Source organism: Pedobacter sp. T50_32 (assembly GCF_057652195.1).
This window is the reverse complement of the sequence record NZ_JBYFBY010000004.1, coordinates 137,684-152,967: the sequence shown is the minus strand read 5'-3', so window position 1 is coordinate 152,967 and position 15,284 is coordinate 137,684. Positions and strand designations below refer to the sequence as shown.

Below are 15,284 nucleotides of genomic sequence, written 5' to 3'. Positions count from 1 at the left end.
CTTAGTTTTTAGATTTGATTAAGATTACACCTGGCATGGTACGTTCTGCACCATTAGTATTAGATGGACGCACCGTTAACTGATTATTGATACGTAGTGTTGTAGAACCGCCACCATCTAGGTTTAGCGCTGACACACACCCCATATCCATCATCAAATTAGCCAACTCATTTAAAGTTAACCCCATTACGTTTGGACTAACGGTAGTGTTACCACCTTCAATAGCTAGCAAAACAACCTTCCCATCTGCAGTATATCCAATCGCAGATCTACCTCTTTGAGCAGTGTTATCAAGATCAGCTAATTCTTCTGCTGAAGTAACATTCACAACGCCATTTTTAACCAACACAGGAGAACCTCCTATTGCACTTACTACATTCCAAAGTGTTCCGCCTGCTGGGGTAGGTACTGGCTGGGGTGCTGCATTGACATCATTTGGTGCAGGAACTGGATAAGAATACACAGTAGTAACATTGTTATTTACAAATTTGTAAGTCCAAGTGATATCTGGTTTTAAAGCTGGAGAAAGACCGAAAGTACCTCTAGTTGGGTAATATGTACTTTGTGTGCTGTTATAAACATTGCGATTCAGTGATGTTACATTATAAGCAGCAGTTGTTCCATTGTACTGAACATGACTTAGTGCGGCAGTATAGAAGAACCCTCCATTTAAACACGCTAAAACAGTTCCTGGCTCATCGTTTACAAAGCTTTCTGGAGTTTTAAATGTAGCAGAATGGGTAGGTTTAAATTCTACTAACCTTGGATCAAAAACTACCGCATACGCATTAATCTGTCTGCCCATATAAGGAGTTGTAGTACGGAAAACTTGAATTCCAGCAGGAAAACCAGCCATTAAAGCCGTTTCTTTTTGCCAGTATAAAGGCAGGTTAACTAGATTAGCATTTAGATCAAAAGGTGTAGTATAAGTAGCCGCATTTGGCATAGTTAAAGCAACTACACCTTTTACATTATTTCCTCCAGTGTAACCGTCTAATAAAGCTTTGGGAGACATGATAGCATTCCATTCTGCTCTTCCATAATAATTGCCAATACCAACGCCTAGCGCATGAATTGCTTTATTAGCACCATCTCCAGTGGTAGTTTCGGTGTCAGCACTAACTAAAACCACCTCGTTTACAGTAAAATTCCAAGCTTTACCAACAGCAAGATCTTCCATGTACCTAGTATCATTTACGGCAATACTTATTTTGAAATCTGAAGCATCAAGATCTGGCGTATAGGATGCCAATTGCGTTGCCGACATTCTCCTGAGAACTATTGTAGTGCCCGACCTAAGGTCTTTCCAAGGATTAATGTCGTTAAACCGAAATTTTGACCCACCGTCAACTAAATTGGTACCACCATTGGCATAATCTTTAATAATGTATTTCCTAATGTCAAGGTGATCCTTAACTACTACGAGTTCAACAGCATCATCCACACCATCGCCCGAGCCACTATTAAAATAACGGTTCACTAAAATGTCTTGCGCTTTGCTATAGCTACAAAAGCCAACAGCGAAGCAAATAGTAAGTAAAAATTTCTTCATACAGTTTTTTGGTTAGAGAATAAAATTTAAATTCATGTTAAACTTATTAAAATAAATTATTAACTAAAAAATAATTTTAATTTTTATTCTTAAATAGGAAGCATTTATTAATTTTATTAAACATCAAGCGCCAGTTTTGAAAGTCAAGTATTAGCTTACATATACTCCTACTTTCAACTTCCTGACGATAATCTGCTTCAATTTCTTACCAGTGTCAAAATTTGTTTTTGAATAACTATATTAGCTTATCCATGAAAAAGCCAGATGATTTAATGTATAACTTTCGTGCTGGAAACGAGATTGCTTTCCAACATGTAATGAAACAACATCTACACGCACTTACCTTTCATGCTTATAAAATCTGCCACAATAAGGAAACCGCTGAAGAAATCGTGGCTGATACCTTTTCGAAATTATGGCAACGCAAAGAGAACTTCCAGAACGAAACCAATATTAAATCTTTCTTGTACATCAGCACCCGTAATGCCTGTTTTGATTATCTAAAATCGGCAATGCAACAAGCTAAAAATCGTACTGTTGAGCTAGATGATGATTTAATTTTAAGAGATAAAGACCCATTAACTCATCTAATTCACTCAGAGGTTATTAAATTGGTATTTCAAGAAATTAATAATCTTCCTCAAAGGCAGCAGGACGTTTTTAAGATGCTTTATCTAGAAGGGCTCACAACAGAAGAAATTTGCAAGCGCTTGGATGTAACACCAAATGCCGTATTCGTTGCCAAGAAAAAAGCTTTAGCAACTATTCGTAAAGTGTTTGCTGGCAAAGATCCATTTGCGTATTTGATCTTAACAGCACTACTTGGTGATTAGAAATTAACTAGACTATTTTTTTCATTTTTTTGGACAGATCTGTTTCTTGATTTCGTTTCTATCTTAAAACGAAACAAAGTGTACGAAACAGACCGTATAATAGAGTTACTAGGCAAATATCTAAACGACAGCCTTAACGAACAACAGTTAGAGGAACTTCAGCAGTGGGCAAATGTCAAGCCTGAAAACCAGCAGTTGATAGATCGGCTCGCTCAAACCGATTTACTAATTGAAGATATCCGCCTTTACTCGGAGCTATGGAACAATCGTGAGGCCTCTGATCGGGAACAGAGAATTTTAGATAAAGTTGCAGAGAATACAAAGCAAACCCAAATTGCTCCTACGTATAATATCATACGTAAATGGATACCGTATGCCGCCGCATTGTTAATATTTGCAACTACCGCTATTCTTTACATTAATAGCCAAACAAAAAATAGGACAACCGAAATTACAAGCAAAGCTAATGATATTCTACCAGGAGGAAATAAGGCTACACTTACACTTGCAAACGGAAAAACCATTGATTTAAATTCCAAGCAATCGGGTATTATTGTTGGGGATGACATCACTTATTTGGACGGATCGTCTATTGTAAATGACAACGATGCTGCTTCAGAAACACTGGTACTAAAAACTCCGATGGGCGGCAATTACAAGGTGGTGTTGCCAGATGGAAGTCAAGTGTGGCTAAATGCTGATAGTAAACTAACGTATCCGTCTAAATTTGCGACAAATGAACGAGTTGTCCAACTAGAAGGCGAGGCTTACTTCGAAGTAAAACATCAGCTTGTCTCTGGAAAGAGTATTCCTTTTAAAGTATCCAGTAACGGACAAACTATAAATGTATTAGGTACCGAGTTCAATGTTTCAGCTTATGCCGATGAGCCAAACTTTAAAACTACGTTGGTAAACGGAAGCGTAGAAATTATTAATCTATCTTCTAAAAACACTGATAAAATTGCGCCAGGTCAACAGGCAATATTAAACGGATCGGATACCAAAATAAATAAAGTTGATGTTGATAAAGTTATCTCATGGAAATTTGGTCAATTCTCTTTTGATGACAAATCGTTTGATCAAATTATGAGAGAAATGGCACGTTGGTATAACATCAAGATCGAATACGAAGGAGGCATCCCCACCGATAGATTTACGGGAAATGCATTTAAGACTGATAAACTTGCAACCGTATTACGCTTTTTAGAAAGCAGTGCTATTAAATATCACATTAAAACGGACCATAACAATAATTACAAAGTCATTATTAATAATATAGCAAACGGGAGGTGAAAACGCGTATAAACAAAGTAATTAAATAGACGTCAACTTGCGTCTCTAAAAAAAGGAAAATCCATCAACATTTTCCTCAAAAAGTAAAACCAAACATTTTATTATCCTAACCTCAAACAATTTAATGAACCATTACCTATTTAGAGTATTGAGATTGATTATTATCTTTCTCATGGCGGGTTTCATTCATGTAAGTGCCGCCGGTTATTCCCAAACCATAACTTTAAAGGCAAACAAACTGCCTTTCGCAAAAGTATTAGACAACATTCGCAAACAAACTGGCTACGCTGTTTACGCCAATGTACTTCATTTAAAAGAAACTAAACCAGTATCTATTGCAGCTAGCAACATGCCCCTTTTAGACTTTTTAGATAAAATTCTAGTAGATCAACCACTACAGGCATCGGTAGAAGACAAAACAATTGTACTGTATAAAAAGCAAACAAATGCTGTAAAGCCAATTTCGAAACTGGAAAATACTGATACCAAACAAGTACAGCAACAACTTACTGGAAAGATCCTTTCTGCCGAAGATGGAAATCCTATTCCCTTCGCTAACGTTTCGGTTAAGGGCACTACAAAAGGTACATCAACAGATAGCGAAGGCAATTACCGCTTAGATGGCGTGAAAGCTACTGACGTATTATTGATTTCATCGGTAGGTTACCAAAATTTAGAAATTGCTGTAAATGGGCGTAACAAGATAGACATCCGACTGTCGCCACAGCTAGAAACCCTGAACCAAGTAATGGTAGTAGCTTACGGTACCGCCAAGAAAAGTACCTTTACAGGTTCTGCAGCAGTTATTAACGAAGATGTTTTTAAAAACAGACCAAGCACGGAAGTCACGCAAGCGTTAGCAGGTACAACCCCTGGCTTACAAATAGGAACATCCAACGGACAACCAGGGTCTGAACCCACAATCCGCATTAGAGGTCTTGGATCTTTGAATGCTAGTAATAACCCATTAATTATTTTAGATGGTATTTATTATGACAATGCCATTAGCAGTATTAACCCAAATGATATTGAGAGTATTACAGTTCTAAAAGATGCTGCCTCTTCAGCACTATATGGTGCCAGAGGAGCAAACGGCGTTTTATTAATCAACACCAAGAAAGGAAAATCTGGGAAACCTGTAATCGTGGCAAAATACAACTTTGGTTTAACATCGAGACAAAGCACAGATTACGAGCGTTTAAACGATCAAGATTACATGGAACTTTACTGGGAATCTCATCGAAACTCTTTGTTATTAAATGGTAGTACGTTACAAAATGCTAATGCTCAGGCTGGTCCAAATTTATTGGCTGGTCTTAGTTACAATCCTTACTTAATGAGTGCCTCAGAATTGTTCGACAGCAATGGAAAGCTAAATCCGAATGCCGTTAATCACTGGGCAGATGATACCGATTGGTATGGAGGTATAACGCAGACGGGAAAAAGGCACGATGGCACTATCGCTATAAGCGGAGGCACAGAAAAAACGGACTATTATACCTCTTTAGGCTATATGAATGAAGAAGGTTTTATCATTGGCTCTGGTTTTAGCAGAATATCTGCAAAAGCAAATGTTAATTCTCAAATAACCAAATGGCTTAAAATGGGAAGTAATCTTAATGTTGGCCATTCAAAATCTTTTGGTGAGCAATCTGAAACTAGCGGCGCAATTTCTAATCCGTTCAGAGCTACCAGATATTTAGGCAATATTTTTCCAATCCATTTGCATAACCCAGCCACTGGTCAGTATATCCTGGATGCTGAAGGCAACAAGATACCTGATTTCGGAGGCGGATGGACTTCCGCAGATGGTTCTATTGTTATCCCTAAGAGAGATGCTTATTCAGGTAGTAACCACCCGTTTCAGGTTCATGATAATTATAGGGGGCTTTTACGCCAAACGATAAACCTTACAGGATATGCAGATGTAACCCTTTTAGAAGGTTTAAAATTCACGGCGAATGGCACATTAGGCTCTAACATGTTTCGTAGCTGGAACGGAGGATTTGCATACCCTCAATTGGGTACGGCAGGTTCATCGGCACAAAACACTTCCAATACCACAACCTGGACATTCCAGCAACTCTTAAACTATAGTAAGAACTTCGGCAAACACCATTTTGATGTTCTTGCAGGTCACGAAAGTTATCAATTTCAATATTGGTATATGTCTACTTCTATGAAAACTCAGACTATTTTAGGCGACAATTTTGAGTATGCAAATTTTACAGAAATCAATGCAAATCCTAACTCATATACTCATAATTATCGTGTAGAGGGCTATCTATCTAGACTGAATTATGATTATGATGAGAAATACTTCGCATCGGCATCTTTTAGAAGAGATCGTTCTTCTCGTTTTTATCAAGATGTTCGTTGGGGTAATTTTTGGTCGGTAGGCGCAGGCTGGGCCATTCACAAAGAAAATTTTATGAACAACGTAAAATTTGTGAACCAGTTAAAATTAAGAACTTCGTATGGCGTAGTGGGTAATGATGATTTGAGTGACTACTATCCATGGAGAGCACTTTATGCACCTAGTAATAATGGAGAACCAGGATATGTACAATCTAGTTTAGGAAATCGAGAGTTAACTTGGGAAGTTTCGAAAAGCTTTGATGTTGGTGCAGAATTTGCTTTATTCGGCAACCGTTTAAATGGATCTTTGGAATATTTCAACCGTGTATCGAGCAATTTGTTATTCAGCGTTCCTCAGGCAATATCTACCGGAATAGGAACAATTGATCAAAATGCAGGATCGATGTACAATAGAGGTGTAGAAGTAAATTTGAATACGCAGGTTTTTAAAACAAATGATTGGACTATAGGCTTTAATGTAAATTCTACTTACATCAAAAATAAAATCACTTCTTTACCAGTAGATCCATACACTAGTTCTATCTATAAAATTGAAGCTGGGCATTCTAGATATGATTTTTGGTTGAGAGAATGGTACGGTGTAAATCCTGAAACTGGCTTTAACCTTTTTCGAGCAGATCTTGATCGATTTACCTTTGCTCCTAACGAACTGAAAGAAATAGACGGCGTGCAGTACACAGAAAACGTGGAAAAAAGCTTGTATGGCTATACTGGTACTGCAATGCCTAAGTTAACTGGAGGATTTGGAGCCGATGTTACATGGAAAAACTTTAATTTGAGAGTTAATTTCTACTATCAATTAGGCAGTAAATTCTACGACGGAGGTTACAGATCTTTCATGACAGGTTCATTAACCTATGGCAGCCAACACAAAGATTTGCTTAAAAGATGGCGCCAACCTGGAGATATTACTGATATAGCTATTGTAACGTCAGGTACCAATGTTGTTAATATAGAAGCAGCAAACTCTACCAGATGGTTAGTCTCATCTAATATGTTAGAGTTAACAAATGTAAATTTATCTTACAACGTACCTAAAAGCTTTTTGAAAAGCAAAAACATATCAAATGCTCTTATTTACTTTTCAGCAAATAATGCTTGGTTAACTACTGCTAGAAAAGGAGTATACCCTAGAAGGAACTTCCAATCAGGATACATTGGTAACGATGATGTATACCCTCCTTCTACTATCGCATCTTTTGGTTTATCCTTAACTTTTTAATCTATTAACCATGAAGAAGATTTTATTATTAATATGTGGATTTATTGCGGTGACAGCGCTATCATGCAAAGATGAATTATTTGAGACAAAATCCACCAGCGCAGTAGACCAGTCAATAATGTTTAAGGATACCAAAACAGCTTTAATGGCTATCAACGGTATCCATCGATTAATGTACGAAAAAGGTGATTTTGCGCCTAAAATGGGTTATCAGTATTATATGTTGTATATGGATTTTCTGGGTGAAGATCTGGTTTACACTAAATCTAATGCTCAATTCCGTACAGAAACAGATTGGACCCGCCACAGACAGCCAACCAATCAATATCCTCGTCATATATACGAATACATCTATAGAATTATTGCCAACGCCAATATGGTTATAGAGAATATAGACGGAGCAGAAGGGCCTCAACAAGAAAGAGACTACATTAAAGGGCAGGCTACATTTTATAGGGCATTTTCACATTTCTGTGCTGTACAACTTTATGGCAAACGTTACGACCGTGCAGGAAACAACACTCAGTTAGGCATTGTACTAAGAACAGAATCATCTACTGACGCTAAAGCTAGATCTACAGTAGAAGAAGCCTATACTTCTATTAACAATGATTTAGATGAAGCTATCCGTTTACTCTCTAACGTTACTTTTCAACGTTCAACCAAAATGCACATCAATGTTCATGTAGCTAGAGCAATTAAAGCTCGTGTTTTACTTACACAAGGTAAATGGTTAGAAGCTGCAGAAATGGCAAAACTAGTAGTAGATAATTCGGGCGCAAGAATGGACAAAAGTTGTTACGATTACAAACAAGGTCGTTGTGCCGACGCTAGAAACAACGAGTGGATTTGGGCAAAAATAGCACAGCCAGCTTTAGAAACCGCTACCCTTTTTAATTTTTACAGCTACATTTCAAATACTAACATTTCTTATAATAAGAATACGCCAAGAGCTATCTATAACTTACTATACGAGAAAATCCCTAGTACAGATATCAGGAAGCAACTTTGGGTGAGTAATGTTGTTAACCACCCTGGGTTGGTAATTCCTCCGGCTGGAAACGCTTTCAAGTGGATGAGCCAAAAGTTCATTGTAGATTTTCCCGATAGCAAATCATCGTCTTACAACGGCGCTATTATCACTGCTGATTTAGCCTTGATACGTTTGCCAGAAATGTATTTGATTATGGCAGAAGGTTATGCAAGAAGTGGCCAAGAAGATGTAAAGGCACGTGAGGCTCTATTCACTTTAGCAAAAGATCGTGACCCAGCTTACGTATTAAGTACAAAAACAGGAAATGATTTGGCAGAAGAAGTAATGTTTCAAAGACGTGTTGAATTATGGGGCGAAGGTTTCCGTTTCTTAGATTTAAAACGCTTAAATATGAACTTAGATAGAGGACCAGCTCCTAGAGCAGGTTACAATCAAGGCGGTTCGGCCAACAATTGGAAACACAATGCAAACCCTACTAATTTGGACCCTTTGGCTTCTAATTTCAACATGTACGAAGAAAAAGCTGTAGGTGAAGCCAGTAGATTTTTTCCTGCGGGCGCCAAAGAGTGGCAATTTGTAATCCCAGATTTGGAAATACAACGTAACCCACTTGTTAAGCAAAATGACCTATAAAATATAGTGTCCGTAAAAAAAGCCGTTGTCGAGAATTTCGACAACGGCTTTTTTATGATGCTAGCAAATCCTCTATGAGAAATTCTTTTTAAATAGACTTTCTCCTTCGGATTTCAGTTTTATTAATCTACTTACTCGTATAATTTGGCGCTTCTTTAGTAATTGTGATATCATGTGGATGACTTTCACGCATACCGGCAGCAGTAATTTGTACAAACTGCGCTTCCTGCAATTTCTCGATGCTAGCAGCGCCACAATAGCCCATACTTGCACGTAAACCGCCAATGTATTGGTACATTACCTCTGCCAAAGTTCCTTTGTATGGCACACGGCCAACAATTCCTTCTGGCACTAATTTCTTAATATCGTCTTCTACATCTTGGAAATAACGGTCTTTAGAACCTTGCTCCATCGCTTCGATAGAACCCATGCCACGATAAGATTTGAACTTACGTCCTTCGTAAATGATAGTTTCGCCTGGGCTTTCCTCCACACCTGCAAACAACGAACCCGCCATTACCGTACTTGCACCAGCTGCAATTGCTTTTGCAATATCGCCAGTGTGTTTAATACCACCATCGGCAATAACCGGAACGCCAGTACCTCTTAATGCTTTAGCACATTCGAAAACTGCATATAACTGCGGTACACCTACACCAGCAATAATTCTGGTAGTACAAATAGAACCTGGACCAATACCAACTTTAACTGCATCGGCACCTGCTTCTGCTAAAAATTTAGCCGCTGCACCCGTAGCAATGTTACCCACAATAACCTGTAATTCTGGATATTTGGCTTTTACTTCTTTCAACTTATCTACTACACCTTTTGAGTGACCGTGAGCTGTATCAATAGTAATGACATCAACACCAGCTTTTACCAAAGCATCTACACGCTGTAAAGTATCTGGCGTTACGCCAACCGCAGCACCCACGCGTAAACGGCCACGCTCATCTTTACAAGCGTATGGGTAATGCTTCACTTTTTGGATATCCTTAAAAGTAATTAAGCCACTTAAGAAACCCTCTGCATTAACTACAGGTAGTTTCTCAATTTTATGGTCTTGTAAAATTTCTTCTGCTTGTTTTAACGTAGTGCCTTCAGGGGCGGTAATCAAGTTTTCCTTGGTCATTACTTGTGCAATTGGCTTGCTCATATCCTTTTGGAAACGCAAATCGCGGTTAGTAATAATACCTACCAACTTATTATCAGCAGTTACCACCGGAATACCGCCAATTCTATGCTCTTTCATGATTTTAAAAGCATCTGCAACTACCGAAGTCTCTAATAAAGTCACTGGATCTTGGATCATGCCACTTTCCGAACGCTTTACCTTACGAACTTCTTCAGCTTGCCTATCGATGCTCATGTTTTTATGCAACATACCAATACCGCCGTTTTGCGCAATGGCAATAGCTAATTCTGCCTCGGTAACAGTATCCATAGCCGCCGAAACCAAAGGTACATTCAGTTGAATTTTCTTGGTTAAAAAGGTGCTGGTGTTAACATCACGAGGTAAAATTTCTGAGTATGCAGGCACTAACAAAACGTCATCGTATGTTAAACCTAAAGCAATAAATTTTTGGGGATCGAGTTGCATAGCAAATAAATTAGTTTTCTTATTTGCGGGGCAAAGATACAATATTTTGCCGTAAAATGAAATACAGATTGTTATATTTAAGTAAAGCTATTGTTGTTTTTCATAGGTATTGGAAGTCCTGCTGTACATTACTATCTTTTTGCATTCCTTCCATCGTCATTTCGAACGCAGAGAGAAATCTCAAAGTAAAATGCTTCTATGTAACAGATTTCTCTCTGCGTTCGAAATGACGCAACAAAAAGTATATCCATTACCATCAGGTTTATTTAACAAAAAATACTACTACTATTTTACGCCAATTTGTAGCGTTTATCAAAATCACCGCGTATGGGCTACAAAACCTAAATCAATGAACAGACCGAATACATTCTTATACTCCCTAATCCTCCTCTTCATTACTTTTTCAATTAGCAGTTGTGACAAAGAAAAAAGCAAAAATAGGGACGAGCAACAGCTCGAACAGCTCTACACTAAGATCAAAAGCTTAGCCGAAAGCAGTACTTGTGGGGGAACGACAAATTATGAGCTCAAATTTACGGAAATAGGCTCGCAAGCTTGTGGCGGTCCTACTGGTTACATCGCTTATAGTTCAAGCATTAACGTAAAAGAATTTGAAGACCTAGTAAAAAAATATACGGTTCTTCAAGCAGCTTATAACAAAAAATGGGAAGTCGTATCAACATGTGAGATTAGAATTGCTCCTTCTTCTACCAAGTGCGAGAATGGCAAACCTGTCTTAGTTTATGCAACTTATAATTAAAAATTTTAGCTAACAGTCAAAATGGAAAACCTAATCATATACGTTAAAATTTCAATTGAATTCTTTTACAACAGATATTTATCCTAATTTCAACTAGTAGAACTATTAGGAATATTTAGATGAAAAATTTGTTTGCAGTCTTTTTGTTGATTGCCAATTTTAGCTATGCACAGAATTTCAAGTACGCTTTTGTAACCGACACGCACATTGGCACTGCCACCGGAGAAGAAGATTTACGAAGAACTGTTGCCGACATCAACAAACAAACAGATTTAGATTTCGTCATAGTTACTGGCGACATCACCGAAATGGGCACCAACGAAGAGCTAAAACTCGCCAAAGAAATTCTATCGGGCTTAAACAAAAAATTCTACGTTATTCCAGGTAACCACGATACAGGTTGGTCGGAGTCTGGCGGTGTTTCTTTCATCAAAGAGTTTGGTTATGATAAATTCACTTTCGACCATAATGGTTTCCGTTTTATAGCTTGCGCTTCTGGCCCTTATGTGCGTATGAGCGATGGACATATTCCCCGTGATGCCACTGTTTGGTTAGACAGTTTATTAAAGAAAACACCAAAAGCCATGCCTGTGGTTTTTGTTAACCACTACCCTATCGACAATAGCTTAGACAACTGGTACGAAGTTACCGATCGCATTAAAACCAAAAATATTCAATACGCTATTTGCGGTCACGGCCACCAAAACAAAGCTTACAATTTCGAAGGTGTGGAAGCAACTATGGGTCGTTCTAACTTAAGAGCTAAAGACAGCATTGGTGGTTACAATATTGTTAACATGACCAAGGATTCTGTTTTCTTCACTACTAGAAAACCAAACGGAGAAATGCTGCCAACTTGGAGAAAAATTGCTCTAAAAACTTTCGTTAACGATAATAAAACTTACGAAAGACCAGATTTTTCTATCAATAATAAATACAATAACGTAAAAGCAGTTTGGACTTACCATTCTAACGCAAACGTAGTAAACACGCCAGCTTACACTAACGAAGTGGCTATATTCGGCAACAGCTTAGGTTCAGTTGAAGCCTTAAGCATAAAAACTGGCAAACCCGTTTGGACATATCATACTCAAGGAGCTATCTATTCTTCGCCCGTAATTAGCAATGGCTTGGTTATTTTGGGTTCTGGCGATGGAAATATTTATGCGCTTACTTTAAAAGGCAAATTGGCTTGGAAAGTAGCTGCAAACAAATCAGTTCTCGGAGTGCCAATTGTAGATGGCAATACAGTATTTATTGGTGCAAGCGATAATACTTTCAAAGCACTTGATGTGAAAACAGGGAAGTTAAAATGGCAGTTCAGCGAAGTAGAGGGGACCATTGTTGGCAAACCTCTAATTTATCAAGGTAAAATTATTTTCGGTTCCTGGGGAAGGCATTTATACGCACTAGACATAAACATGGGTTCGTTAATTTGGAAATGGAACAATGGACATGCTAACAGGATGTTTTCACCTGCCATGGTTACACCAGTTGCTACAAACAACACCATTTACATTGCCGCACCCGACAGAGTTTTAACTGCAATTGATGTAACTACTGGTCAAACTTTATGGCGCAACAGTGAAGCAAAAGTTCGTGAATCTATTGGTATCTCTGCCGATAGTACGCTAGTTTATGGCAAAACGATGCAAGATGAAATAGTGGCTTACAAAACCACCCGAACTGATGAAGGTTTGGCTTGGAAATACAATGCAGGTTACGGCTACGAGCACACGCCATCAGATTTGATTGAGAAAAATGGCAAGCTATTCTTTGGCACTAAAAATGGAACGGTTTATTGTATCGATCCCAAAGCAAAGCAAACATTATGGGCACACAAGATAGATCATTCTATGGTAAACACTTTTAAAGTAATTGACGAAAAGACTTTATTAGTAAGTACCATGGATGGGAAAGTGACTTTACTGAAAGAAAACTAGGCTTTTTCCACAATCAAAACTTTTTGATTTTTTTTTATTTTTTCTGCGGTTTTTCTTTATTATCATTGTGTTATAAAGAAAAGCCATGAAAATTAAACGCCTACTCTCCCTCATGGGCATGATATGCCTATCTATAACTGCCTATGCGCAAAAAAAAGAATTTAAGTTCGGAAAAGTAACGACTGAAGATTTCGCAGCAAAGCCATTTGGGCAAGATTCTGCCGCTGCAGCGGTAAAATTATTCGATATTGGCGACTGCTATTTCCAATATAACGAAACTAATGGCTTCGTCTTTGTTTTTGAAAGACATGTACGTTACAAAATCATCAATAAAAATGGTTACGACTTAGCTGATTTTCAAATTCCTCTTTACAAGGGCAGCAATAACAACTCTAGAGAAGACTTGTCAAAAATGGAAGCCGCTACCTACAACATGGAAGCTGGCAAAATGGTAATTACCAAGCTGAACAGGGATTCTAAATTTACTGAAGAATTCAACAAGAATTACCAGATCAAAAAATACACCTTAGGAAACATTAAAGAAGGTTCAGTTATAGAGTATAAATATTCTATAAAATCTCCTTTTACCTTTAATCTAAAAGGATGGTCATTTCAATCCGAGGTACCGACCATATATTCTGAATACAATGTACAGATACCAGAATATTTAGTTTATAAGCCATCTTTTAATGGTTTCTATAGAATTAATCAAACAAAAAACACTGACATTCATGCAAATTATGTTCCAGGTCTTACTTCAAATGCCAGACATACGCAATACGTCCTAGAAAATATTCCCGCCCTAAAAAAAGAGCCTTTTGTTACCACAATGGATGATTATATCACGTCTATTGATTTTGAATTGATGGCAACTCGTTATCCTAACGACATTTATAGAGACTATACCGGTACGTGGCCAAAAATTATAAAAGGTTTAGCTGACGATGAAAACTTTGGCTTATTTGTTAAGAAAAATTCGGTGGCAAAAAACCTACTCCCTACCATTATTAAAACAGAAAAAGATAGCCTAAAAATTACTAGCTTAATATACGATTACATTAAGAGCAACGTGAAATGGAATGATAGTTATCGTATGTATGCTAGCGAAACAAATCCTAAAATAATTCTTGATAAAAAGACAGGATCTTCTGCAGATATTAACCTCTTACTTTTAATCTTTCTTAAAGAGGCCAAAATAAATGCAAATCCGGTATTAGTAAGTACCCGCAGCAATGGGGCTCACCCCGGCAACCCTATGATTTCCAAGTTCAACAACATTCTTGTTAAAGCAAACATTGGTGGCAAAAACATCATTTTAGATGCAACAAGTAAAGATCACTTTCTAGGAATGGTTTCTTATGAAAATTTAAATCATCAAGGTTTTGCTATCGATTTAAAATCATTTGCCGGAGCTTGGATAGCTACTGAGCCCACTTATAGCGATGAAAAAATATACAATTATAGTCTAACGCTTGATAAGGAAAACAAGTTAAAAGGCACTATGATCCAGTATTATAAAGGCTATGGAGCACTTTCTTTAAGAAATAAATATCGTTCTAACGCATCTGAAACAGAGTTTATTAAAAATCTAAAAAAAGATAAACAAGGTTTGGAAATAGAGAGCTACAAAATCCATAATTTAAACAACTTTGATGAGATTTTAAACGAAGAACTTACTGTAACTATTGAAGATAATGTAGAAGAAGCTGGAAATTTGGTGTATTTAAACCCACTTTTATACGAACGCACTAAGGAAAACTTCTTTAAACACGAAACCAGGATTTTTCCAGTAGATTTTGCCTACCCAATGAAAGAAACAATTAGGGCTTCAATAAACTTCCCTACTGATTACGAAATAGATAAACTTCCTAAAGGTGGTATCTATAAATTACCTGATAATAAAGGGACATTTAGCATTAGCTTTTTGTCTCAAGAAAAAACAGTTGTGGTAAAAAGCGTAATCGAAATAAATAAAAGTGTTTTCTCACCTGAAGAGTATTTCGATATTAAAGAACTTTTCAAACTCATTGTAGAAAAACAAGCTGAGCAAATTGTATTCAAGAAAAAGTCTTAAC

The 15,284-nt window shown here is 37.4% G+C and carries 9 protein-coding genes; 7 read left to right on the top strand and 2 right to left on the bottom strand.

Translation table 11 applies throughout. From position 1 onward, the window contains the following. Position 1: 1 nt before the first annotated feature. Entirely contained in the window at positions 2-1,552 is a 1,551-nt protein-coding gene (locus AC23ME_RS14250; protein WP_487728445.1) for a phosphodiester glycosidase family protein, read from the bottom strand. Positions 1,553-1,803: 251 nt separating this feature from the next. On the opposite strand from AC23ME_RS14250, the gene AC23ME_RS14245 reads away from it, so the two are divergent. The 4 genes from AC23ME_RS14245 to AC23ME_RS14230 all read left to right on the top strand — a co-directional run bounded on the left by AC23ME_RS14245 (position 1,804) and on the right by AC23ME_RS14230 (position 8,906). Further along, positions 1,804-2,385, top strand: a complete 582-nt coding sequence (locus tag AC23ME_RS14245) for an RNA polymerase sigma factor (protein ID WP_487728444.1) — start codon at positions 1,804-1,806, stop codon at positions 2,383-2,385. A gap of 78 nt (positions 2,386-2,463) precedes the next feature. Continuing rightward, a complete protein-coding gene (locus AC23ME_RS14240; protein WP_487728443.1) occupies positions 2,464-3,678 on the top strand; it encodes a FecR family protein in 1,215 nt (404 codons plus the stop codon). 124 nt (positions 3,679-3,802) lie between these two features. Continuing rightward, on the top strand, positions 3,803-7,279 hold the full coding sequence (locus tag AC23ME_RS14235; RefSeq protein WP_487728442.1) for a SusC/RagA family TonB-linked outer membrane protein: 3,477 nt from the start codon (positions 3,803-3,805) through the stop codon (positions 7,277-7,279). A 10-nt stretch (positions 7,280-7,289) separates the two neighbouring features. Then, positions 7,290-8,906, top strand: a complete 1,617-nt coding sequence (locus AC23ME_RS14230) for a RagB/SusD family nutrient uptake outer membrane protein (protein WP_487728441.1) — start codon at positions 7,290-7,292, stop codon at positions 8,904-8,906. A 127-nt stretch (positions 8,907-9,033) separates the two neighbouring features. Here AC23ME_RS14230 and guaB read toward each other — a convergent pair whose 3' ends face one another. Then, positions 9,034-10,506: an IMP dehydrogenase gene (gene guaB / locus AC23ME_RS14225; RefSeq protein ID WP_487728440.1), complete on the bottom strand. Its 1,473-nt coding sequence runs from the start codon at positions 10,504-10,506 to the stop codon at positions 9,034-9,036. Positions 10,507-10,855: 349 nt separating this feature from the next. Here guaB and AC23ME_RS14220 point away from each other — a divergent pair, with 349 nt between their 5' ends. From AC23ME_RS14220 to AC23ME_RS14210, 3 genes are all read left to right on the top strand, one after another. Beyond that, entirely contained in the window at positions 10,856-11,266 is a 411-nt protein-coding gene (locus AC23ME_RS14220; protein ID WP_487728439.1) for a hypothetical protein, read from the top strand. A gap of 119 nt (positions 11,267-11,385) precedes the next feature. Continuing rightward, entirely contained in the window at positions 11,386-13,209 is a 1,824-nt protein-coding gene (locus AC23ME_RS14215) for an outer membrane protein assembly factor BamB family protein (RefSeq protein WP_487728438.1), read from the top strand. Between the two features lie 85 nt (positions 13,210-13,294). Continuing rightward, a complete protein-coding gene (locus AC23ME_RS14210) occupies positions 13,295-15,283 on the top strand; it encodes a DUF3858 domain-containing protein (RefSeq protein WP_487728437.1) in 1,989 nt (662 codons plus the stop codon). Position 15,284 lies beyond the last annotated feature (1 nt).

Excerpts from the sequence above, each read along its gene's own strand:
- AC23ME_RS14250 (WP_487728445.1), bottom strand. The coding sequence starts at position 1,552 with ATGAAGAAATTTTTACTTACTATTTGCTTCGCTGTTGGCTTTTGTAGC.
- AC23ME_RS14245 (WP_487728444.1), top strand. The coding sequence starts at position 1,804 with ATGAAAAAGCCAGATGATTTAATGTATAACTTTCGTGCTGGAAACGAG.
- AC23ME_RS14235 (WP_487728442.1), top strand. The coding sequence starts at position 3,803 with ATGAACCATTACCTATTTAGAGTATTGAGATTGATTATTATCTTTCTC.
- AC23ME_RS14230 (WP_487728441.1), top strand. The coding sequence starts at position 7,290 with ATGAAGAAGATTTTATTATTAATATGTGGATTTATTGCGGTGACAGCG.
- guaB (WP_487728440.1), bottom strand. The coding sequence starts at position 10,506 with ATGCAACTCGATCCCCAAAAATTTATTGCTTTAGGTTTAACATACGAT.
- AC23ME_RS14220 (WP_487728439.1), top strand. The coding sequence starts at position 10,856 with ATGAACAGACCGAATACATTCTTATACTCCCTAATCCTCCTCTTCATT.
- AC23ME_RS14215 (WP_487728438.1), top strand. The coding sequence starts at position 11,386 with ATGAAAAATTTGTTTGCAGTCTTTTTGTTGATTGCCAATTTTAGCTAT.
- AC23ME_RS14210 (WP_487728437.1), top strand. The coding sequence starts at position 13,295 with ATGAAAATTAAACGCCTACTCTCCCTCATGGGCATGATATGCCTATCT.